19 protein-coding genes are annotated in these 21,194 nt (G+C 73.7%); 10 read left to right on the forward strand and 9 right to left on the reverse strand.

Annotated features, from left to right (window positions below; genetic code table 11):
* The first annotated feature begins 161 nt into the window (after positions 1 to 161).
* The 4 genes from AB0D01_RS27850 to AB0D01_RS27865 all read left to right on the forward strand — a co-directional run bounded on the left by AB0D01_RS27850 (position 162) and on the right by AB0D01_RS27865 (position 3,973).
* The gene (locus AB0D01_RS27850; RefSeq protein ID WP_363059937.1) at positions 162 to 941 is read left to right on the forward strand and encodes an ABC transporter permease subunit; all 780 of its coding nucleotides are present in this window, start codon (positions 162 to 164) and stop codon (positions 939 to 941) included.
* On the forward strand, positions 938 to 1,654 hold the full coding sequence (locus AB0D01_RS27855; protein ID WP_363059939.1) for an ABC transporter ATP-binding protein: 717 nt from the start codon (positions 938 to 940) through the stop codon (positions 1,652 to 1,654). Before AB0D01_RS27850 ends, AB0D01_RS27855 begins: the two co-directional genes overlap by 4 nt.
* Before the next feature lie 118 nt (positions 1,655 to 1,772).
* Positions 1,773 to 2,801 (forward strand): NrtA/SsuA/CpmA family ABC transporter substrate-binding protein, encoded by a 1,029-nt coding sequence (locus AB0D01_RS27860; RefSeq protein WP_363059941.1) that lies wholly within the window; start codon positions 1,773 to 1,775, stop codon positions 2,799 to 2,801.
* A gap of 62 nt (positions 2,802 to 2,863) precedes the next feature.
* Complete coding sequence (locus AB0D01_RS27865) at positions 2,864 to 3,973, forward strand: aryl-sulfate sulfotransferase (RefSeq protein ID WP_363059943.1); 1,110 nt, start codon at positions 2,864 to 2,866, stop codon at positions 3,971 to 3,973.
* Between the two features lie 16 nt (positions 3,974 to 3,989).
* Here the strand turns inward: AB0D01_RS27865 and AB0D01_RS27870 are convergent, their stop codons facing one another.
* Positions 3,990 to 4,190: a chaplin gene (locus AB0D01_RS27870; RefSeq protein WP_363059945.1), complete on the reverse strand. Its 201-nt coding sequence runs from the start codon at positions 4,188 to 4,190 to the stop codon at positions 3,990 to 3,992.
* Positions 4,191 to 4,471: 281 nt separating this feature from the next.
* Here AB0D01_RS27870 and AB0D01_RS27875 point away from each other — a divergent pair, with 281 nt between their 5' ends.
* On the forward strand, positions 4,472 to 6,067 hold the full coding sequence (locus tag AB0D01_RS27875; protein WP_363059947.1) for a phospholipase D-like domain-containing protein: 1,596 nt from the start codon (positions 4,472 to 4,474) through the stop codon (positions 6,065 to 6,067).
* Positions 6,068 to 6,138: 71 nt separating this feature from the next.
* Here the strand turns inward: AB0D01_RS27875 and AB0D01_RS27880 are convergent, their stop codons facing one another.
* The 6 genes from AB0D01_RS27880 to AB0D01_RS27905 all read right to left on the reverse strand — a co-directional run bounded on the left by AB0D01_RS27880 (position 6,139) and on the right by AB0D01_RS27905 (position 13,307).
* A complete protein-coding gene (locus tag AB0D01_RS27880) occupies positions 6,139 to 6,531 on the reverse strand; it encodes a hypothetical protein (protein WP_363059949.1) in 393 nt (130 codons plus the stop codon).
* A 326-nt stretch (positions 6,532 to 6,857) separates the two neighbouring features.
* The gene (locus tag AB0D01_RS27885) at positions 6,858 to 7,775 is read right to left on the reverse strand and encodes a MurR/RpiR family transcriptional regulator (RefSeq protein WP_363059951.1); all 918 of its coding nucleotides are present in this window, start codon (positions 7,773 to 7,775) and stop codon (positions 6,858 to 6,860) included.
* Positions 7,776 to 7,899: 124 nt separating this feature from the next.
* Positions 7,900 to 8,697, reverse strand: coding sequence for a hypothetical protein (locus tag AB0D01_RS27890; RefSeq protein WP_363059953.1), 798 nt, complete (start codon positions 8,695 to 8,697; stop codon positions 7,900 to 7,902).
* A complete protein-coding gene (locus tag AB0D01_RS27895; RefSeq protein ID WP_363059955.1) occupies positions 8,697 to 9,971 on the reverse strand; it encodes a VWA domain-containing protein in 1,275 nt (424 codons plus the stop codon). The genes AB0D01_RS27890 and AB0D01_RS27895 overlap by 1 nt, the downstream gene beginning before the upstream one ends.
* Before the next feature lie 144 nt (positions 9,972 to 10,115).
* Complete coding sequence (locus AB0D01_RS27900; RefSeq protein WP_363059957.1) at positions 10,116 to 11,318, reverse strand: cytochrome P450; 1,203 nt, start codon at positions 11,316 to 11,318, stop codon at positions 10,116 to 10,118.
* An 84-nt stretch (positions 11,319 to 11,402) separates the two neighbouring features.
* Positions 11,403 to 13,307: a UvrD-helicase domain-containing protein gene (locus tag AB0D01_RS27905; RefSeq protein ID WP_363059959.1), complete on the reverse strand. Its 1,905-nt coding sequence runs from the start codon at positions 13,305 to 13,307 to the stop codon at positions 11,403 to 11,405.
* 6 nt (positions 13,308 to 13,313) lie between these two features.
* On the opposite strand from AB0D01_RS27905, the gene AB0D01_RS27910 reads away from it, so the two are divergent.
* Positions 13,314 to 13,661 carry a hypothetical protein gene (locus tag AB0D01_RS27910; protein ID WP_363059961.1) on the forward strand — a complete coding sequence of 116 codons (348 nt, stop codon included), beginning with the start codon at positions 13,314 to 13,316 and terminating at the stop codon, positions 13,659 to 13,661.
* Positions 13,662 to 13,914: 253 nt separating this feature from the next.
* A complete protein-coding gene (locus tag AB0D01_RS27915) occupies positions 13,915 to 15,852 on the forward strand; it encodes a galactose oxidase-like domain-containing protein (protein ID WP_363059963.1) in 1,938 nt (645 codons plus the stop codon).
* Here AB0D01_RS27915 and AB0D01_RS27920 read toward each other — a convergent pair.
* Entirely contained in the window at positions 15,812 to 16,297 is a 486-nt protein-coding gene (locus AB0D01_RS27920) for a MarR family transcriptional regulator (protein ID WP_363060029.1), read from the reverse strand. The two genes, AB0D01_RS27915 and AB0D01_RS27920, sit on opposite strands and share 41 nt — an antisense overlap.
* A 108-nt stretch (positions 16,298 to 16,405) precedes the next feature.
* Between AB0D01_RS27920 and AB0D01_RS27925 the strand changes: the two genes are divergently transcribed.
* Together AB0D01_RS27925 and AB0D01_RS27930 are read left to right on the forward strand one after the other, a co-directional pair.
* Positions 16,406 to 17,374, forward strand: coding sequence for an EamA family transporter (locus AB0D01_RS27925; protein ID WP_363059965.1), 969 nt, complete (start codon positions 16,406 to 16,408; stop codon positions 17,372 to 17,374).
* A 147-nt stretch (positions 17,375 to 17,521) separates the two neighbouring features.
* A complete protein-coding gene (locus AB0D01_RS27930) occupies positions 17,522 to 17,983 on the forward strand; it encodes an acyl-CoA carboxylase epsilon subunit (RefSeq protein WP_363059967.1) in 462 nt (153 codons plus the stop codon).
* A gap of 57 nt (positions 17,984 to 18,040) precedes the next feature.
* Here AB0D01_RS27930 and AB0D01_RS27935 read toward each other — a convergent pair whose 3' ends face one another.
* The gene (locus AB0D01_RS27935; protein WP_363059969.1) at positions 18,041 to 19,672 is read right to left on the reverse strand and encodes an FAD-dependent monooxygenase; all 1,632 of its coding nucleotides are present in this window, start codon (positions 19,670 to 19,672) and stop codon (positions 18,041 to 18,043) included.
* Between the two features lie 285 nt (positions 19,673 to 19,957).
* Here AB0D01_RS27935 and AB0D01_RS27940 point away from each other — a divergent pair, with 285 nt between their 5' ends.
* Complete coding sequence (locus AB0D01_RS27940; RefSeq protein ID WP_363059971.1) at positions 19,958 to 21,055, forward strand: SchA/CurD-like domain-containing protein; 1,098 nt, start codon at positions 19,958 to 19,960, stop codon at positions 21,053 to 21,055.
* The last annotated feature ends 139 nt before the right edge of the window (positions 21,056 to 21,194 follow it).

The raw sequence follows: 21,194 nt of genomic DNA on the forward strand, positions 1-21,194 counted from the left end.
TGAACGTACCTCATCGGCCCTCGGGGCCCGGGTGGGCCCGAAACGTTTCGTACTGCTGAAACACCAGCTTCATAAGCGTGGTCAATTATTGACCCTGCTTATGTACGGCATCGCGCCAGTCGGTCGCGCCGTACGCGTACGAGACGAACGAGGAGCCTCGCGTGCACTCCACCCCCACCCCCACGGGCCGGGCCCCGGGCCGGCTCGGCCCCGCCGTCGGCGCGGCCGGCGCGGTGCTCGCGCTCTGGTCCCTGGTCGCCTGGTCCGGCGCGGTGGCCCCGGGGCTGCTGCCCACGCCCGCCGCCACGGCGGCGGCGCTGGTGGACGGCGCCCGCAGCGGGGTGTTGGCCTCGGACCTCGGCGCCAGCCTGACCCGCGCCGGTCAGGGGTTCGCGATCGGCGCGGTGGCCGGCTCCGCCCTCGGCTTCGCCACCGGCTACCTGCCGAGGCTGTCGGCCGCCGTCACTCCGGTGGTGTCGTTCCTGCGGCCCATCCCCGCCATCGCGCTCGTGCCGCTGGCGACCGCCTGGTTCGGCATCGGCGAGAACGCCAAGCGGCTGCTGATCGCCTACGCCGTCCTCCTCGCGGTCTGGTTGTACGTGCACGACGGGGTCTCGCGCGTGCCGGTATCGCACCTGCGGGCCGCCCGCTCGCTGGGGGCGCCGCTCCACCGGCGTTTCACCGAGGTCCTGCTGCCGGCGGCTACGCCCGCGCTTCTGGCGGCCCTGCGCTACGGGGCGTCCGTGGCCCTGCTGGCCCTGGTCGCCGCCGAGTTGGGCGGGGCCGACAGCGGGTTGGCCTACCGGCTCCAGGTGGACGGGCAGTTCCTGCGCGTGGACCGGATGTTCGCGGGGCTGCTCGTCCTCGGGCTGCTGGGCGTGGCCGTGGACGCGCTGCTGGCCGGCATCGGTCGTCGCCTCACGCACTGGAGCGCGTCATGAGCCGCGAGGTACGTCTGGAGGGGCTGACCGTCGGCTACGGCGCGGCCCCGGTGCTGGAGCGCACCGACCTGGTCTTCCCCGCGGGCTCGTTCACGGCGCTGCTGGGTCCCAGCGGGTGCGGGAAGTCCACGGTGCTCAACACCGTGGCCGGGTTCGTGCACCCGGCGGCCGGGCGGGTGAGCGCCGGCGGCGAGCCCGTGCGCGGGCCGGGTCCCGACCGGGGCGTGGTCTTCCAGCACTACGCGCTGTTCCCGTGGCGCACCGCGCGGGGCAACGTCGAGTTCGCCCTGAAGCGGCTCGGGCTGACGCGCGGCGAACGCCGCGAACGGGCCCTGGAGCTGCTCGCGGAGGTGGGCCTGGCCGAGGGCGCGGAGAAGTACCCCGCGCAGTTGTCCGGTGGCATGCAGCAGCGCGTCGCCCTGGCGCGGGCGTTGGCGGCGCGGCCCGAAGTGCTGTTGATGGACGAGCCGTTCGGGGCGCTGGACGCCCTGACCCGGACCCGGATGCAGGACCTGTTGCGGGAGCTGTGGCGGCGCAGCGGCACCACGGTGCTGTTCGTCACGCACGACATCGACGAGGCGCTGGCCCTGGCCGAGCGGGTCGTGGTCCTCGGCGGCTCCCCCGGGCGGGTGCTGGCCGATCATCCGGTGCCCGCCGGGACGCCCGACCCCGCGCTGCGGGCGGAGATCGCCCGCCACCTCGGTTCCCCCTGACCCCTGACCCCTGACCCGCGCCTCACCTCCTGCCCCACCCTTCCCCCGCTTCTCCCTGCCCCACCTCACCCCGCTCTCCCGTCCCGCGAGGCCCTCGCGTCCCCGGAAGGACCTTCCCATGTCCACAACCCGCTCCACGTCCAGACCCCGCGCGGTGGCAGCCGTGGCGTTGGCCGCCCTGTTCTCCCTGCTCGTCGGCGCCTGCGGCGACGGTTCCGCCGGCGGCTCCGGATCCCCCTCGGGCGCGGGCCGCGCCGCCGTGACCCTGGCCGGCAGCGACCACCTCGGCGGCGCTCCGGTCCACCTGGCGCAGGAGCGCGGGTTGTGGTCGGCGGAGGGCCTCGACGCCACCGTGACCACCCTGCCCACCGGCCGGGACGCCCTCAACGCCGTGCTCGGCGGTCAGGCGCGGTTCGGGGTCGTCGGCGATCTGCCGGCCGTCACGGCCGCGCTGACCGGGCGCGACGTACGGATCGTCGCGGACCTGTCGCGCTTCTCGGACTGGCGCCTGCTGACCCGGACCGACCGGGGCATCGGCGGCTTCGAGGCGCTGAAGGGCCGCCGGATCGGCGTCCCGCAGGGCACGAACGTCGAGTACGCGCTCTCGCGGATGCTGGCCTCGGGCCGGCTGACGGCGGCGGACGTGACCCTCGTGAACCTGTCCCCGAACCAGGTCCCCGCCGCCCTCGCCCGCGGGGACGTCGACGCCGGCGTCACCTTCCCCAGCTTCTACGAGGCCGCCCGTACCGCCCTCGCCGACCGCTACGCCGAGCTGCCCTTCTCCGGGTACACCGCCCGCACCCTGCTCATCGCCGGGCCCTCGGCGGACGACGCGACGACCACCGCGGTGCTGCGCGCCGTGCTCCGGGCCCAGCAGGCCGCCGCGGCCGACCCGGCCGCCGCCCGCGCGGCCGTCGTCGCCCAGTCGAAGGGCGCCCTCCAGGCCCCGTACGTCGAGGCCTTCCAGCCCCGCTACACCTACGGCGCGAGCCTGTCGCCGGAGCTGGTGACCCAGTTGGCGGACGAGGCCGCCTGGGCCAAGGCCGCACAGTCCCTGCCCGGTTCCGCCGACCCCTCGGCCCTGCGGGAACGACTGCGGCCCGGCCCGCTCAAGAGCGCCGACCCCTCCGCCGTCACCGTGTCCTGACCTCCGCCCCCGTCCCCGCACCCCATCCCCCTCCCCCGACCACCCGATTCGAGGAGTTCCCCATGACCGTCGACCAGAACACCCTGCGCCGCCGGGGCACCGGCCTGCGCGCGCACGATCCCGCCCGGAGCTTCGGCGGGTACACCCTCTACACGCCGATCACCAGCGAGGGCGTGATCCACCTCGTGGACATCGAGGGCCGGTCCGCGCACACCTGGACCTCCCCGCACCCGCCGGGCCGGCAGGCGCAGCTCCTGCCCGACGGCACGCTCTTCTACGCCGCCAAGGACACCTCGGGACCGAGCCTCTTCCCCATCTGGGACGTCTACCACGGCGGCATCCTCCAACTCCTCGCACCCGACTCGACGGTGCTGCGCGAGGTCCGCCACCCGTTCCACCACCACGACGCGACGATCCTGCGCAACGGGAACCTGCTGATCGGCGCGGTGGAGCCGCTGGCGCCCGCCGACGCCGCCCGCATCCGCGGCGGCATCCCCGGCTCCGAGGCCCCGGGCGGGGTGATCTACGGGGACGTGGTGTACGAGCTGACCTGGGACGGCGAGATCGTGTGGCGCTGGGCGGCGATCGAGCACCTGGATCCCGAGGAGGTGCCGCTGAACCCGCACTTCGCGCGGGAGCACTGGCCGATGGCGAACACGGTGAACGAACTCGCCGACGGGGGCGTGATCGTGGGCTTCCGCAGCGCGTCCACGACGGTGGCCGTCGACCGGGCCGACGGCAGCGTGCGCTGGCGGATCGGGCCCGACGTGCTGGCGCAGCAGCACCATCCGCACGAACTGCCGGGCGGCACGATCCTGGTGTTTGACAACGGCACCTACCGGGACACGACCTCGGTGCCGTACTCGCGGGTGCTGGAGCTCGACCCGAAGACGGGCGAGGAGGTGTGGTCGTACGAGGACAACCCGCCGCAGAACTTCTTCAGCCCGTACATGTCGAGCGCGCAGCGGCTGCCGAACGGCAACACGTTCATAGCGGAGGGCTCCTTCGGGCGGCTCTTCGAGGTGACTCCCGAGGGGGACGTGGTCTGGGAGTTCGTCGTGCCGGAGTTCGGTTCGTTCGACCGGGGTACCGGGTTGGAGTCCTCGCGCGGCGCCCAGAACTCCGTCTTCCGCGCCCACCGGTACGCGGCCGACCTGATCCCGTGGATCTGATCGGCCGCGGGCGGCGTCAGTTGTTCGAGCCGACCGTGTTGTCGTGGCCCGCGTTGAACACGTCGTCGGCGGCGAACTGGAGCCAGTCGCCGAAGACGATCGTGTAGGAGGGCTGCGGCCGGAAGTCCACGTTCACGTCGGCGCTCGCGGCGCCGGCACCGCCGAGGACGATGGCGCCGGCGGCCAGGGCGGTGAGGACGGAGCGTACGGAGCGCATGGCTGCACCTTTCACAGGGGGAAGCGAACAGTCCCCGAAGGTAGGGCGGGGTGGGCTCCGTGTCCCCGGCGGCGTTCCGCGCCGCGCCGAGACGCATCCGATCGGACGCATCCGGCCGGCCCCGGGCGGCGGGGCCGCCCGAGGGTCGACCGGGGCGTGGCCGGAACCGCTCGCTCCAGGTGAACGCCGGGCTACGTACTGGTAACTTGCGCGAGTTGATCAAGGTCGGGCCCCGTACTCCGGGGTCTTCGACCCGAGCCACCCCCATGCAAGGAACCACATTGGCACGCATCGTGCGCTCGGCGGCCCTCGCCTTCGCGCTCTCCCTCGCCGCACTGCCCACCACCCCGGCCTTCGCCGCCGACGACTCCCCCACCCCGCACCTCGACGCCATCGAGCGGACCCTGCGTCAGGTCTCGCCCGGCCTGGAGGGTTCGGTCTGGGAGCGCACGTCGGGCAATCGGCTCGGCGCCTCCACCCCGGGCGGCTCGGACTGGCTGCTCCAGACCCCGGGCTGCTGGGGGGACCCGACCTGCGCCGACCGTTCCGGTGCGCGCCGGCTCCTCGACAAGACCCGTGAGGACATCGCCCGGGCCCGGCAGAGCGTGGACATATCCACGCTGGCCCCCTTCCCCAACGGTGGATTCCAGGACGCGATCGTGGCCGGCCTGAAGGAGTCCGTCCAGCGGGGCAACCGGCTCCAGGTGCGCGTCATGGTCGGCGCCGCGCCGATCTACCACGCCAACGTGGTCCCGTCCTCCTACCGCGACGAGCTGGTCGCCAAGCTGGGCCCGGCCGCCGCGAACATCACCCTCAACGTGGCGTCGATGACGACCTCGAAGACGAGCTTCTCCTGGAACCACTCCAAGCTGGTGGTCGTGGACGGCGCTTCGGTCATCACCGGCGGCATCAACAGCTGGAAGGACGACTACCTCGACACCGCGCACCCGGTGAACGACGTCGACCTCGCGCTGTCGGGTCCGGCGGCCGGTTCGGCCGGCCGCTACCTCGACACCCTCTGGGACTGGACCTGCCGCAACAAGAGCAGCTGGTCGAGCGTCTGGTTCGCCTCCACGAACGGCGCCGGCTGCCTTGCGACCCTGCCCCGCGACCCGGCCCCCGCGGGCGGCGGGAACGTCCCGGCCCTCGCGGTCGGCGGCCTCGGCGTCGGCATCCGCCAGAACGACCCGACCTCGACGTTCCGTCCCACCCTGCCGACGGCGCCCGACACCAAGTGCGGGATCGTCGGCGTGCGCGACCTCACCAACACCGACCGGGACTACGACACCGTCAACCCGGAGGAGAGCGCCCTGCGCGCCCTGGTCGCCGGCGCCACCTCGCACATCGAGATCTCCCAGCAGGACGTGAACGCGACCTGCCCGCCGCTGCCCCGCTACGACGTGCGGCTCTACGACGCGCTCGCCGCGAAGCTCGTGGCCGGCGTGAAGGTCCGCATCGTCGTCAGCGACCCGGCCAACCGCGGCGCGATCGGCAGTGACGGCTACTCCCAGATCAAGTCGCTGTCCGAGGTGAGCGACGCGCTGCGCGGCCGGCTCACGGCGCTGACCGGCGACGAGGGCCGCTCGAAGGCCGCGATGTGCCAGAACCTCCAGCTGGCCACCTTCCGCGCGTCCGAGAAGGCGACGTGGGCCGACGGCAAGCCGTACGCCCAGCACCACAAGCTGGTCTCGGTGGACGGCTCGGCCTTCTACATCGGTTCGAAGAACCTCTACCCGTCCTGGCTCCAGGACTTCGGCTACGTGGTCGAGAGCCCCGAGGCCGCCGGTCAGTTGGCGGAGAACCTGCTGGCCCCGCAGTGGAAGTACTCCCAGGCCACCGCGACGTACGACTGGACGCGCGGCCTGTGCCAGGCCTGACGCGAAGGGACCGTCGGCCCTGACCGACGCCCGACCCCGACGGACGTACGGGCCGGATGGGCCCCGTCGGGTCAGCGCCTGCGCTGGCCCGGCGGGGTCGCCGACGTCAGGAGGGCCTCGGAGACCAGGCGGACGCCCCGGGACAGCCGGCCGAGCTGGTCGAGTTCGATGGCGTACATGCGGATCGCGTTCTCGATGACGGACTCGGCCACGCCCATGGTCGGCAGGTCGGCGCGGCTGGTGTGCAGGGCCACGCGCACGGCCCGCATCTCGTGCTGGAGTTGCAGCTGCACGTGCCGGGCGAGGAGTGCCGGGTGACGGGTGAGCGTCAGGTAGCCGCCGTAGCGGGCCGGGAGCAGGTCCCGCAGCCAACGGGTCGCGGTGCGTTCCCAGTCGTGCGTGCCGGGGGCCTTGACCTGGAGGGGCCAGTCCGGGCTGCGCGTGAGGGTGGCCGTCTGGGGCATTCTCGTCACTTCCGAGGGGTGTCGAACTCTGATCGAGACACTGCGTGAGGGGGGCGGCCTCGGCCCAGGGGTTGACCGAGGCCGCCAGGGGCGCCGCTACGGGGACCCGAAAGCCTTGACCTGGCACCCCGGTCTCGCCGTGAGGAGGAGCGGCGTACCGGTGTGTCTGTTCGAGGAGGACGTGGGGAGCGTCCTCCTTGGCATCCGTCGGATCCGAGCGCCGCCGTCAGTAAACATATATACCGTCGAGTACGCAAGCGTATGAAAAATTTCATACTCGACGAGGCTGTGAATATCCCTGCCCCGCTTCCGGCGGAAGGTATGCGTCAGAGAAAGAATCCGTGCTGGTCAGCGGCCTGCTCGTACTGTTCGAGGCGGGCCTGCGTCCGTTCCGGATCGGCGTCGGCCATGGCCTGGAGCAGGGCGGCGGAGAGCATTCCGGGGGCCGCGTAGGAGTCGAAGACCAGACGCGAACCGGTACCGGCGGTGAAGGACACGTCGGCCTCGTCCACCAGGGGACCCACCGTCGGGTCGCTGATGAGCACGACGCGCATGCCCGTGCTGCGGGCCGCCCGCAGCGCGGCCAGGGTCTCGTTGGCGTGCCGGGGCATGGCGAAGGCCAGCACCCAGGTCCCGCCGGCCGCCCTGGACTGCAACAGGGCGTCGTAGGCCACGCTGCCGCCCCGCGTCACCAGGCGGACGTCGGGATGGATGCGCCGGGCCGCGTACGCGAAGTACTCCGCGAGGGAGACCGAGATCCGCAGGCCCAGCACGGTCAGGGGCACCGAGCGGGCGAGGTTGCGGCCGATCTCCAGCACCTGGTTGGTGTCGGCGAGCAGCCGGCGGACGTTCTCCAGGTTCTCGATCTCGGCGTCGACGGCCGCCTGGAGCTCGTTGTGACGGATCTGCTCCCTGCTGTCGGGGGTGCCGGCGACGGCGCTCAGCGCGATGGGCTGGAGGACGTCGCGCAACGCCGGGTAGCCGCTGAACCCCAGGGAGGCCGCGAACCGGGTCACGGAGGGCTGGCTCACCCCCGCCCGCTCGGCGAGCTCGGTGATCGACAGGAAGGCGGCCTCGGTGAGGTGGTCGATCAGGTACTGGGCGATGCGCCGCTGGCCGGGCGAGAGCCGACGGCCGTCGAACAGCGCGAGGAGCCGCTCGGCGGGCGCCCTGACCTGCTCCGGCGCCGCGCCGCTCGGCGTGATCGCGGCCGCCTGCGCGCGTGCCTGCTGCCCCGATGACACCGGAGGGCCTCCTTCTCATGTCACTCGTACTCCAACATAGCCCACGCTCCGTGGTCGGTGATCATTTGTCTCACCGGAGCCGCCGGGGCCGCCGCGCCCCCACGGACGCGGCGGCCCCGAGGGCTCAGGCCCTCGGCGCGGACCCCTCCGGACGGCCCCGACCCCGGGTCAGGGAGTACCCCCAGATGCCCGCGAGGGCCGCGAGGACACCGCCGGCCGCCGTCCAGATCCAGCGGTCCGACCACCAGCCGCCGGACCAGCCGTCCTCGGGCGCGCGGGCCTCCCGCTGCGCCTCGGAGGCGGTCGCGATGCCGGGTACCAGCGGCTCGGCCAGGGCGGCGTCCACCGCGCCGGCCCCGCCCGTCTCCTTCACCTCGGCCTCGACGCGCGCGCGGACCGGCAGGCCGAGGTCCTCCTCGTGCGCCCCGGAGACCGTCACGCGCACGTAGTAGCTCCCGGGCAGCGGGTCGGCGGCCCAGGGCTCGGCACCGGAGCGGACCGTGCGCAGCACGCAGGCCAACTCCGCCTCCCGCGCCTCCTTGGAGACCGTCACGCTCTGGTTCCCGTAGGTGCAGGCCTGCCGGCGGCGCAGGCCGTCGTACACGTCCACCCGCCAGGTCTGCGCACCGTGCCGGACGGCCGACTCGGGCAGGGTCACCGTCGCCCGTACGGTGACGCGGTCGCCGGCGTCGGCGGGCAGCACCCAGTACAGGTAGTCACCGGTGGAGGCGGAGGCGGTGGCCTTCTGGCCCGGCCGGAAGGGTGTCGCGGTGCGGAAGCCGGTGCCGGCCTCCGTCGGGCCGGAGCCGTCCCGGCCGTCGCTCGGCTTCGGGCTCGGCGCCGCAGGGGCGGCGGGGGCCGCGGGGCCGAGCAGGGCGCCCGCCGCGAGGAGCGCGGCGGTCAGGGTGCGTACGGTACGCATCAGTTGGTCCTCCAGACGGAGACGCGCCAGCGCGAGATCCAGCCCCAGACGAGGCCCGCGAGCAGGCCCGCGAGGGTGAGGGCGGCCAGGAGCCACCAGCCGCGGCCGAGTCCGAACGAGGCCACGTCCGAGCCGGAGTCGGGACCGTCGACCAGGTCCACGGTCAGCTCGACGGGCATGCCGGGCGCGGTCTTGACGGCCGGACCGGCCGAGAAGGAGTTGCTGACCTGGAGGCAGACCGTCTCGGGCGCCTCGGCCGCGTCCCCGTCGACCCCGTCGAGCGGGGCCTTCGGGTAACGCAGGCCGGTGGACAGGACGTCGGTCCGGCCGTCGCCGGCCTCGGAGCCGCGGACGATCTCCCGGCCGCGGTCGGTGGTGGCGCGCAGCATGACGCCGTAGTCGTTGTTGACGGCCCGGTCGGCGCCGATGCTGACCGAGGCACGCAGTTCCTGGCCCGGGCGGACGTCGACCCGGTACCAGCGGTGCTCGCCGAAGGTCTCGCGGTCGCTGTAGAGGCCGGCGCCCAGCTTCGGGGCGTTCTCGCAGCTCTTGGCGCCCTCGGTGGCGACGGGGGTGACGACGGGGTCGGCCGCGCGGTCGACGAGTTGTCTGACCCTGCCGGACAGTTCGGCGGTGTGCTGCACGGAGGTGTAGGTGCCGCCCGTGGCCTCCGCGATGCAGTTCAGCTGGGCTCGGGTCTTGGCGTCGGGGACCAGGCCGAGGGTGTCGACGACGAGGTGGGTGCCCTTGGCCGCGATCTCGCGGGCGATCTCGCACGGGTCCAGCGGGGCGCAGGTGTCCTCGCCGTCCGTGATGAGGACGATCCGGCGGGTGGCGTTGCCGCCCTCCAGGTCCTGGGCCGCGCCGAGCAGCGCGGGGCCGATCGGGGTCCAGCCGGTGGGGGCGAGGGTGGCGACGGCCGTCTTGGCCTCGGTGCGGTTGACGGCGCCCACCGGGTACAGCTGCTGGGTGTCCTTGCAGCCGAGGTTGCGGTCGTCACCGGGGTAGGTGGCGCCCAGCGTCCTTATGCCGAGGCGGACTTCGTCGGGCACCGCGTCGAGCACCTCGTTGAAGGCCTGTTTCGCGGCGGCCATCCGGGACTGGCCGTCGATGTCGTTCGCCCGCATCGAGCCGCTGACGTCGAGGACGAGCTCGACCTTCGGCGGCTCCTTCGCCGGTCCGTCGGCAGCTGCGGCGCCCGTCGGGAGGAGCCCTGCGGTCAAGGCGACGAACAGCCCGCAGGCCCCGGCCGCCAGCCGTTTTCTTGTGATCATCGCTGGATCGTATGGAGGTTCGTCCGACAATCCAAAACGGCTCGTGAGGGCTCTCGTTCGCCCTTCGCGGCGGCTGGGACGGGTGCGGCGCGCGCCCCTCGCGCGCCGCCTCGGCCGCCGGATCGCGCGCCGCCCCGCCCGTCGTTACCAGCGCACCGGGAGCCGGCTCACCCCGCGCATCAGACTGCCCGGGAGCCAGTCGAGGGGACCGCCGGCCGGGTCCGCCGCGAGGTCCGGGAAGCGTTCCAACAGGGTGCGGATAGCGATCCGTCCCTCCATGCGGGCCAGAGGGGCGCCGATGCAGAAGTGCAGGCCGTGCCCGAAGGCCAGGTGGCCCTGCGGGGCGCGCCGGATGTCGAACACGTCGGCCTCGGCGAAGCGGGCGGAGTCCCGGTCGGCGCCCGCCAGAGAGACGAGGACGACGGCTCCGGCCGGGATGACGACGCCGCCGATCTCCGCGTCCTCGGCGGCGTAGCGGTAGGTGGCGTTCTGCACGGGCCCGTCGTAGCGGAGCATCTCCTCCACCGCCCCGCCGATGAGCCCGTCGTAGTCGGCGCGCAGCGCGGCGAGTTGCCCGGGGTGTTCGAGCAGGGCGCGCACGCCGTTGCCGATGAGGTTGACGGTGGTCTCGTGGCCGGCGATCAGCAGCAGGAAGGCCATGCCGATCAGTTCGTCGGCGGAGAGCGAGTCGCCGTCCTCGTCGCGGGTGCGGATCAGTGCGCTGAGCAGGTCCTCGCCGGGGGTGTGGGCCTTGGCCTCGACGAGGTCGGCCAGGTACGCGCTCAGTTGGACGTGCGCCTCGCCGTTGGCGTCCACGGAGCGCGGCGCCACGACCTCGTTGGACCACTGGCGGAAGCGTTCGCGGTCCAGGTCGGGCACGCCGAGCAGTTCGCAGATCACCGTCATCGGCAGCGGGAAGGCGAGGGCCTCGATCAGGTCGGCGGAGCGGCCCGGGCGGGCGGCCATCGCGTCGACGAGTTCCTCGGTGACCTGCCGCACGCGCGGGCGCAGGGCCTCCACCCGGCGCGCGGTGAACTCGCGGGCCACCAGGCGGCGCAGGCGGGTGTGGTGGGGCGGGTCGGATTCGAGCATGTTGGAGTTGGCGGCGGTCGGCTCGATGTCCGGGTACAGCCCGGAGGTGCGCCAGTCCTTCAGGATCGCGGGGTGCGTCAGGGCCTGGCGGGCCTCCTCGTGGCCGACGACGAGCCAGTAGGGGCCGCCGTCGGGGGTGACGGAGGTGTCGGGGCCGACCCGGTGGACCGGGCCGGCCGCGCGCAGCGCCGCGTAGAAGGGGTACGGGTCCGCGTTGAATTCCTCGGCATGGGAACTGATGTCGACTACAGGCATTCGGTCACAGTACGACCGTGAACGCGCGCGGCGGCCGCCCGAACCGGCCACATGGCCCACCCGTGGCCGGAGTTCGCCGGTGCGTCAGCCGGTCAGCCCCGCGGGCAGGGGCTCCGCGTGCAGCACCACCAGGTGTTGGGTGGCGCGGGTGAGGGCCACGTAGAGGTCGCTCGGCCGCAGGTGGGCGGGCTCGACCACGACGACCGTGTCGAACTCCAGCCCCTTGGCCCGGCTCGGGTCCAGCAGGACGACCGGCCGGGTGAGGTCGGGGTCGTCTCCCGCCCGGACGCCGGGCAGTTCGGCGGCGATCGCGGGGTGCAGGGGGCGCGGGGCGATGACCGCGAGCCGGCCCCGCTCCGGGGCGACCTCGCGGACGGCCCCGGCGACGGCCGCGGGAAGGTCCTCGGCGGCCCTGACGACGGGGGCCGTGCCGGTGGTGCGGACCGAGCGCGGGGGTTCGAAGTCGGGGTGGTGGGCCCGGAGCACGCCGGCGGCGAGCTCCATGATCTCTGCGGGCGTTCGGTAGTTGACCTCGAGTCGGACCCGGTCCCAGCGGTCGGCGGCGTACGGCTCCAGGATCCGTTCCCAGGAGCCGCAGCCCGCCTCGTCACCGGTCTGGGCGGGGTCGCCGACCAGGGTCATGGAGCGGGTGGGACAGCGGCGCATGAGCAGCCGCCAGGCCATCTCGGAGAGTTCCTGCGCCTCGTCGACGATGACGTGTCCGAAGGCCCAGGTGCGGTCGGCGGCCGCGCGTTCGGCCGTCGTGCGGTGGTCGGCCTCCTCGTGCCGCTCCGCCATGCGTTCGGCGTCGATGATGTCGTGGGCGGCCAGGTACTCGTTCTCCTGGTCCTCGAACTCGTAGGAGTCGGAACCTCGGTTGAGGTCGAGGACTCCCTGCGCGTACGCGACGCGCTCCAGCCGGGCGCGTTCGGCGGCGGCCCGCTGCGCGCTGTCGTCCACGCCGAGCAGTTCGGCGGCCTCGTCGAGGAGGGGGACGTCGGCGGGGGTCCACTGCCCCGAGGTGCGCCGGATCAGCGCGGCGTCCTCCTCGCCGAGGTGGGTGGGGTCGGCCAGGAAGTCGGCGACGAGCCGCTGGGGGGTGAGGTGGGGCCACAGGACGTCGATGGCGGCGTGTACCTCGCGGCTGGTGGCGATCTCCTTGCCGAGCTGCGCGATGTCGTCCGGGCCGAGCAGGTTGGGCCCGCCGTAGGGGTCGGCGCCGAGCCGGTCGGCGAGCTGCGCGGTCAGCGCGTCGATGACCGAGAACGCGAAGTAGGGGCGGGCGGGGTTGTGCGGCAGGCCGCTGGCGCGGGCCCGGTCGCGGGCCTCGTGGGCGATGGCGCGGTCCAGCAGGAGGGTGCCGTAGCCGTCGTGCTCGATCTCCAGGGCCGGTTCGGGGACGACGGCGCTGTCCTCGCCGCTGCCGGCGGGCACCTCCTCGGGGAGGGTCTGCCGGTCGGCGACGACCCTGGCCAGGACCTCGGCCATGGAGGCACGTCCCTTGACGGCCGCGGCTCCCGGGCGGTCGGCGCCGGTGGCGCGGACGCCGGGGAAGAGGTCTCCGGGGGCGGCGAGCAGGACGCCGGTCTCGCCGAGGGCGGGCAGCACCTCGCCGATGTAGTCGAGGAAGGAGGGGTTGGGTCCGACGATCAGCACGCCGCGTTTGGCGAGGAGCTCGCGGTGGGCGTAGAGCAGGTAGGCGGCGCGGTGCAGCGCGACGGCGGTCTTGCCGGTGCCCGGGCCGCCCTCCACGACCAGGACGCCCTGGTGGGGCGAGCGGATGACGCGGTCCTGTTCGGCCTGGATGGTCCGCACGATGTCGTGCATGCGTCCGGTCCGGGCGGCGTCGAGGGCGGCGAGCAGGACGGCGTCCGCGTCGGCGCCCTCGTAGCCGGTCCGCTCGGTGTCGGTGAGGTCGAGGATCTCGTCGTGCAGGGCGGTGACGCGGCGGCCCTGGAGGGTGATGTGCCGGCGGCGGCGCAGGCCCATCGGGACGTGGCCCGTCGCGAGGTAGAAGGGGCGGGCGCGCTCGGCACGCCAGTCGAGAACGAGGGGGGTGCGCTCGGCGTCGTCCTGACGGATTCCGATGCGGCCGATGTGGTGGTGGCGCCCGTCGGAGAAATCGAGGCGGCCGAAACAGAGACCGTGTTCGGCCGCGTTCAGGACGGAAAGGAGACCGGACTGCTCCGCGACGAGGACGTCCCTTTCCAGACGCGCCTGGAATCCGCCCGCGCCCTGACGCAGGGCGCTCTGAACAGCGTGTTCGGCATCATCGCGCAGATTTTCGAGGCGCTCGTACAGCCCCGTGACGAATTGTTGCTCGTCCTGGAATTCGATGTTTGACAAAGCCGCTCCCTGCGCGATACGATGCACCCGTAAGACTGCCCCACGCCTTCTTTGAAATGAAGTCGTGAACCATCAAATATACGCGCATGCGAGCCCTGGACGTCAATTCGTCCGGGGCTTTTCTCGTGGTACGGGCGGCCGCCCGGCCGGCGGCGCTCCGGTGAAGCCGTCGCGCCGTATCGGGCGATATGTGACGGATCTTCTAGCATGACCTCCCTCCGGTCCGCGCCGCCGCACACCGAGGAGTCGCATGTCCCGAGCACGCCGGCCCGCCGCACGCTCCGCCACGGTCCTCCTCTGCGCCCTGGCCCTCGCCACGACGGCGGCCCTCCCCGCCTTCTGCGCCCCGGCCGACTCGGGTCCCGCCCACACCGCCGGCACCCACACCCACGCCGATGCCGATGCCGACGCGGCGACGGCAGGCGAGCGCGCGGCGCTGGGCGAGGAGCACGCCCGCGCCCACGCCGAACGGCGCCGCGCCGCGCGGGGCACGGGCGGCTACGCGCAGTCCACCCGCACCGCGAGCCTCGCCGCGCTGACCCGCTCCCAGGCGCTGACCAACGAGGCCCACCCTCCCGCGCTGTCGGGCCGGTTCGCGCAGTTCTTCCCCTCCCCCGACTTCGGCGTCCACCTCGCCCAGCTCCCCACCGGCAAGGTGCTCCTCTTCTCCTTCGAGCGGGTGGAGGTCGATCCCACCAAGGAGACCGGCCCCACCGACCGGATCGGGCCCACCAACGCGGGCCGCGCCTTCCTGTGGGACCCCGCCCGGGGTACCGGCGCCTCCGCCTTCAAGGAGGTCAGGCCACCGACCGTGCTGATGCCCGACGGTACGCACGCCCCGCGCCCCGCACCCTTCTTCTGCGCCGGCCACGCCTTCCTGCCCAACGGGATGCTCGCCGTGTTCGGCGGGAACACCGGCGGCAAGGGCGGCAGCGGGGCGCGGCTCTCCTTCGTGTTCGACCCGTGGACCGAGCTCTGGTACCGCAACCGGGACATGGCCGTCGGTCGGTGGTACCCCTCGGTCGTCACCGGCGCCGACGGCCGCCAGATCATCGTGTCGGGCCAGTCCGAGCGCGGCACGGGCACGCCCACCCCCGTGGTGGAGCGCTTCCCCGCGAAGCGACTGCCCGTGCCGTGGCGCCCGTACGACATCCCGCAGGACGTCGCCCCGGAGCGGTTCGGGGCCGACGCGCCGTTCCGGGGCGACTACCCGCACCTGTTCTCGCTGCGCGACGGCATGATCTACGGACTGGGCCGGGACGCCGACCAGCAGTGGCTGTTCGACCCCGTCCGCGAGACCCGTCGGGACCTGCCCCGACGCCCCGCCGACTTCCGCGGCTACGGTTCGGCCGTGCCGCTGCCGGCCGGGCTGCGCGGACCGGACTCCGTCCTGGTCCTCGGCGGCGATCCGCTCGACCCGAACACCTACCGGCTCTCCCCCACGGGCTGGACCACCGAGGAACCCCGCGCCTTCGGCCGCACCCAGGACGACACGCTGATCCTGCCGGACGCCACGCTGCTCACCGTCAACGGGGCACTGAGCACCCGCGACTACGGACACGGGCCGTTCAACCCGAAGGCCGACCTCAAGTACCGGCACACCGAGCTGCGCGACGCGAACGGGCACTGGAGGCTCGGCCCCGTCCAACGCCTTCCGCGCGGCTACCACTCGAACGCGCTCGTGCTGCCCGACGGCCGGGTGATGGTGACCGGCGACGAACTCCAGCAGATCGCCAACGACCCCGACATCACGGACCCGATGGACGGCAGCATCGAGCTGTACGAGCCGGCGTACCTGCACCGGGGCGGCTCCCGCCCGGCGCTCGACGCGGCGCCCCGGGGCGAACTCGCCCACGACAGCGCCTTCGAGGTCCGCAGCACGACCGCCGCCGCCGTCCGTCGGGCCGTGCTGCTCGCGCCGACGACGGTCACGCACTCCGTGAACACGAGCCAGCGCCACCTGGAGCTGCGCGTGACGGACGTGCGCGGCGACCGGATCGCGCTGCGCACCCCGCCGTCGCCGGCGGACGCGCCGCCCGGCTACTACATGCTGTTCCTGCTGGACGGGCGCGGCGTGCCCAGTACGGCCGAGTGGGTGAAGCTGGGCGTGCGCTGGGGGAGCGCGGCCCCGTCGGGACCGGGCCGCGTCATCGTTTCGGCGGTTCGAGCCGGGTCAGCCAGGTGGTGAGCAGCGCTTCCAGGGCGGCGGCCTCGTCCGCCGTCAGGTCGTCGAGGAGGGCCCGCTCGTTGCGCATGTGCTCGGTGAAGGCCCGGTCGATCACCTCGCGGCCGGCCGGGGTGAGGGCGACGACGCGGCCGCGGCCGTCGTCGGCGGCGCGGCGGCGGGCGACGAGTCCGGCCCGCTCCAGCCGGTCGATCCGCTTGGTCATCGCGCCGGTGGTGACCATGGTGTGGGCGGCCAGTTCACCCGGGGCCCGCTCGTAGGGTTCGCCCGCGCGGCGCAGGGCGGCGAGGACGTCGAACTCCCCCTCGCCCAGCCCGTGGCGCTGGTAGACGGGGGTGAGGCGGTCGGTGAGGAGCAGGCCGAGGCGGTGCAGGCGGCCGATCACCCCCTGTGGGGCGACGTCGAGATCCGGGCGTTCACGGGCCCATTCGGCCTGGATGCGGGCCACGTGGTCCAGCGGGGGACGCGGCTCCTCCGGGGCGGATCCGGCGGGGGTCGGGTGGCTGTTTCGGTTCACCCCTCCAGCATAGCTTCCACGGAAGCTACTATGTCTTCCATGGAAGCCAATATGCGGTGGTCGCTGGTGACCGCGATCGCCCCCGTCGCCTGGGGCGCCAACTACTACGTGACCCGGGCCTTCCTCCCGGAGGGGCACCCGCTCTACGGGGCGGCGATCCGGGCGCTGCCCGCCGGGCTGCTGCTGCTGGCCGTGTGCCGCAGGCTGCCGACCGGGTCCTGGTGGTGGAAGTCGCTGCTGCTGGGGGTGCTCAACATGGGCGGCTTCTTCGCCCTGGTGTACGTGGCCGCGCAGCGGCTGCCGACGAGCGTGGCCGCCACCGTGATGGCGACGGCCCCGCTGGTCCTGATGCTGCTGGCCTGGCCCCTGGTGGGGGAACGGCCGCGGGCACGGCACCTGGCGGGCGCGGGGCTGGGCGTGGGCGGGGTGGCGCTGATGCTGTTCACCGGCGGCGCCCCGGCCGATCCCCTGGGGGTGGCGGCCTCCGTCGCCGCCATGGCCATGTCCTGCCTGGGGCTGGTCCTGGCCAAGCGGTGGAGCGCCGGCGCCGGGGTCCTCGCCTCGGCCGCCTGGCAACTGCTCGGCGGCGCCCTCGTACTGTTGCCGCTCGCGGCCCTGGTGGAGGGCGCGCCGCCGGCCCTCGACGGCCGGGCCCTGCTCGGGTTCGCCTACGTGGTCCTGGTGGCGACCGCCCTGGCCTTCAGCGCCTGGTTCGCCGGATTGCGCCGGTTGCCGGCGGCCGCCGTCGGGCTGCTGGGGCTGCTCAACCCGGTGACGGGGGTGCTGCTGGGCACGGTGGTCGCCGGCGAGAGCCTGACGGCGCGGCAGCTGTGCGGCCTGCTGCTGACCGTGGGCGGGATCCTGCTGGGGAGCGTCCTCGCGCCGGCTCCGGCCGCCGCGCCGGCCGATGGCGCCGCCCCGGTACCGGCGCCCGCGCGACCCGGGCGTGTCGCACGGATGGGTGTGGACGAAGCCCCCCGGCACGACAGGCCCCGGTCCGGCTCGTAGCGTCGTCAGCACTCGGACCCGACGGTCCGACGGGGCCCGGCGAGCCGTCGTCGACCTGGTGCCGCCGCGGCGGCACTGCGACGAGGACCCGGCAGGGCCAGGGGGGTCGCCCGACGAGAGGCCGAGCCGATGCGCATAGCCGACCCGATGTCCGCCCCCACGTCCGCCTCCCTCGGCACCCGCATATCCGTCGGCGCCACCACCACCCTCGGCGCCGACGGCGCCGTCGCCGCCCCGGTGACCGAGCCGGCGCACCGCCCGGCCGCGCGGCCCCCGGCCCGCCCGGCCGCCGAACCCACCGCCGAACCCACCGCCGAACCGGCCGCCGAGCCCCCGGTCGAGGCCCTGACCGGGGCCCCCGTCGAGGCCCCGGTCGACGCGGGCGCCGCCGCGCGGGACGAACCCGCCCCCGCGACCGGACTGTTCCGGATCCACCGGGGACACCCCGGCCCCGAGGAGCTGGCCGCCGTCGCGGTCGTTCTCGCCTGCCTCGTCGCCCGGACCACCGGCGCGGGCGCCCGGCACACCGACATCGCGCCGCACCGCCCCCGTCCGCGCTCCCGCGCCGGCGCCCACGGCTGTTGGGCGGGGTGCTGGGCCTGCCGCTGAGGCACCCCGTGAACACCCCTGCCGGCCGGTGCGGATCCCGGCCGGCAGGGGCTTTTCTCAGGACTTGTGCAGCAGCTGCGCCATCGCCTCGCGCAGCGCCCGGTACGGGTCGGCGGCGGCGCCCTCCGCACGCCACGCCACGAATCCGTCCGGCCGGACCAGGACCGCGCCGTCGGCGGGCAACTCGTGGGCCCCCGCCCAGTCGACGTCGTCCACCGGCTTCAGGTCGGCGTCCGCCCCCCTGCCCACCGTCCAGGTGTCCAGGTGCGCGCCCAGGTCCCGCGCCACCCGCACCGCCGCCTCCGACCAGGGCGTGCCCGCGCCGCTGAGCAGCGTGAACGAGCGCTCGTAGAGGTCGAGCGTGGAGATCCGCTCCCCCGCCCGGAGCACCCACAGGTGCGGGGCGCGGGTGCCGACGTCGCCCTTGAGCCGCAGCTCCTCGGGGATGATCGGCCGGTCGGGGTCGCCGCCCACGACGGCGCCCTGCGGGTAGCAGTAGCCCATGGCCGTGGTGAGGACCCCGCTGCCGGGGCCACCGCCCATGGTGGGCGGGGGAACGTAGCCGGGGTGGCTGTGTTCGGCGGAACGGGCCGAGGCGCGCTCGCTGGTGGCGCGGGCCACGGGCAGCCGCTCGGTCTCGTAGGTGGCCAGGAGCTCCTGACCGGCGGAGCCGTTCAGCACCGCGGCGACCTTCCAGGCCAGGTTGTGCGCGTCCTGGATGCCGGTGTTGGAGCCGAACGCCCCGGTGGGCGACATCTCGTGGGCCGCGTCGCCCACCAGGAAGACCCGGCCGACCCGGTACTGTTCGGCCACCCGTTCGGCCGCGTGCCAGGGAGCCTTCCCGCCCACCTCGACGTCGAGGTCCGGCACGCCGATGGCGTTGCGGATCTGCGCCACGCAGCGTTCCTCGGTGAAGTCCTCCAGGGTCTCGCCCGTCTCCGGGTGCCAGGGGGCGTGGAAGACCCACTGGGTCTCGTTGTCCACCGGCAGCAGCGCCCCGTCGGCGCCGGGCTTCATCAGGTAGCAGACGATGAACCGCAGGTCGCCCAGTTCCTCGGCGAGCCGCTCCGAGCGGAAGACGATGCTGACGTTGTGGAAGAGCTCGCCGCTGCCCGTCTGGCGGACGCCCAGGCCTTCCCGTACGGGGCTGCGCGGGCCGTCGGCGGCGATCAGGAAGTCCGCGCGGACGCTGATGTGCTCACCGGTCTCCCGGTTCTTCACCAGCGCGCTCACTCCGTCGGCGTCCTGGTCGAAGCTCATCAGTTCGGTGGAGAAGCGCACGTCGGCGCCCTGCGCGCGGCTCTGCGAGGCCAGCAGCGGCTCGATGTTGTTCTGGCTGCACAGGCACCAGCCGGTCGGGCTGAAGCGGCGCAGGGCGTTGCCCGGGTCGACGGCCTTGATGAGCCACTTGTGTTCGCCGCCGATCAGGGCCTGGGTCTGGAGGATGCCCTGATTGGCCTCCAGGGCGGAGGCCTCCTTGCGGATGGCGGGTTCGGCGCCCGCCGTGCGGAAAAGTTCCATCGTCCGGGCGTTGATGCCGCGGCCGCGGGGGTGGACGGAGGTACCGGAGTGCTTCTCGACCAGCATGTGTCTGATGCCGTGACGGCTCAGGAACAGCGAGGTGGACAGGCCCACGAGGGAGCCGCCCACGACGAGGACCGGTACGCGAACATCGGCATGCTCTTCCATCAGCTGCGGGCTCCTGTTTCGTGTGGGGGGCAGTGGACGCCTTATGCCCACGATCGGGGTTCAAGCCCTGGCGAGTCGCCTCTTGTCACCCGCTTGATCCGGAGATGTAGCGAGACGTACCCGGGCGGATGACGATGAGCGACAGCGGCGGCCCCTTCGGCCCTGCCGCCCGTGGTTCCCGACCGCGCGGGCCCCGAGGGCCCCGCGCACCCGGGGAGTCGCCGCCGATCGGCGCACGTGAGCGCGTACGCGCCGGCCTTCTTGCCCTCACGAAGGAGTGAGCAGATGACAACCACCCTGTCCGAACGGGTGTCGCAGTCCGCTTTCGACGGCTCCATGCTCCGGGTCGTCCTGCTGATGGACCTGCACGAGGGGGCCCAGCAGCGGTTCTTCGAGGCGTACGAGCAGCTCCGGCACGACATCGCCTCGGTCCCCGGCCACCTCGGCGACCAGCTGTGCCAGTCCTTCGAGAACCCCTCGCAGTGGCTGATCACCAGCGAGTGGGCGAGCGCCCCGCAGTACCTCGCCTGGGTCAACAGCGAGGAGCACGCGGAGCAGGTCCGCCCGCTCGGCGCCTGCGCGCGCTCCATGCGCCCGCTGAAGTTCACCGTCCTGCGCGAGACCGGCAAGCGCTACGAGGCCCCCGCGGCGGCCGTCGGGATCCGGCTCCAGGACTCCCCGCGGCTGGGCGCCGGCGTCGTGCGCCACGCGCTGACCTTCACCGTCAAGCCGGGCAGCGAGGGGAAGGTGGCGCAGATCCTGTCGTCCTACGCCTCCCCCGAGGCCCGGGTCGACGACCACACGCGGCTGTGCCGGACCTCTCTGTTCATGCACGGCAACCGGGTGGTGCGGGCGGTGGAGGTGCAGGGCGACCTGATGGCGGCGCTGCGCCACGTGTCGGAGCAGCCGGAGGTGCGGGCCGTCGAGCACGCCATCAACCCGTACCTGGAGCAGGACCGGGACCTGGCGGACCCGGAGTCCGCCCGGATGTTCTTCATGCGGGCCGCCCTGCCGGCCGTGCACCACCTGGCGGAGCAGGGCAGGCCGCCGCAGGAGGTGCGCCGGCACGCGTTCTTCTACCCGGCGAAGCCCGGCTGCGGCTCGCTCCTCGCCCGCTTCCTGGCCCGCCAGGACGAGGCGGCGGCGAAGCTGCCGACGAGCCCGGTGCTGAGCAGCACCGTCTTCCAGCGGGACGACGTCGTGGTCCGTCTCCTGGACGTGTTCGGGCCGGCCGACGAGCGCTTCGCCGCCGGCTTCGGCATCGAGGGTCCCCGTCAGGCGGCGGTCCTGGACCGTCTGCTGGCCGGGGCGCCCGGCGCGGCCCGGCCGGGCCCGCACCTCATGGACCCGATCACCGACCGCCGGGCCCCGGCGGAGGTCTGATCCGCTTGGTCCGGGACCGCCGAGGCCTCGGACCGGAAGGGCCCCGAACCGGTCGAACCGCACCGGAAGGGCCTGAACCCGAAGGGGGCGGGCACCCCGCTCCGTCCCCCTCGTCCACCACCGGCAGCCCACGGCCGGG

The organism is Streptomyces sp. NPDC048606 (genome assembly GCF_040650855.1).
In the GTDB taxonomy this organism is placed as follows: domain Bacteria; phylum Actinomycetota; class Actinomycetes; order Streptomycetales; family Streptomycetaceae; genus Streptomyces.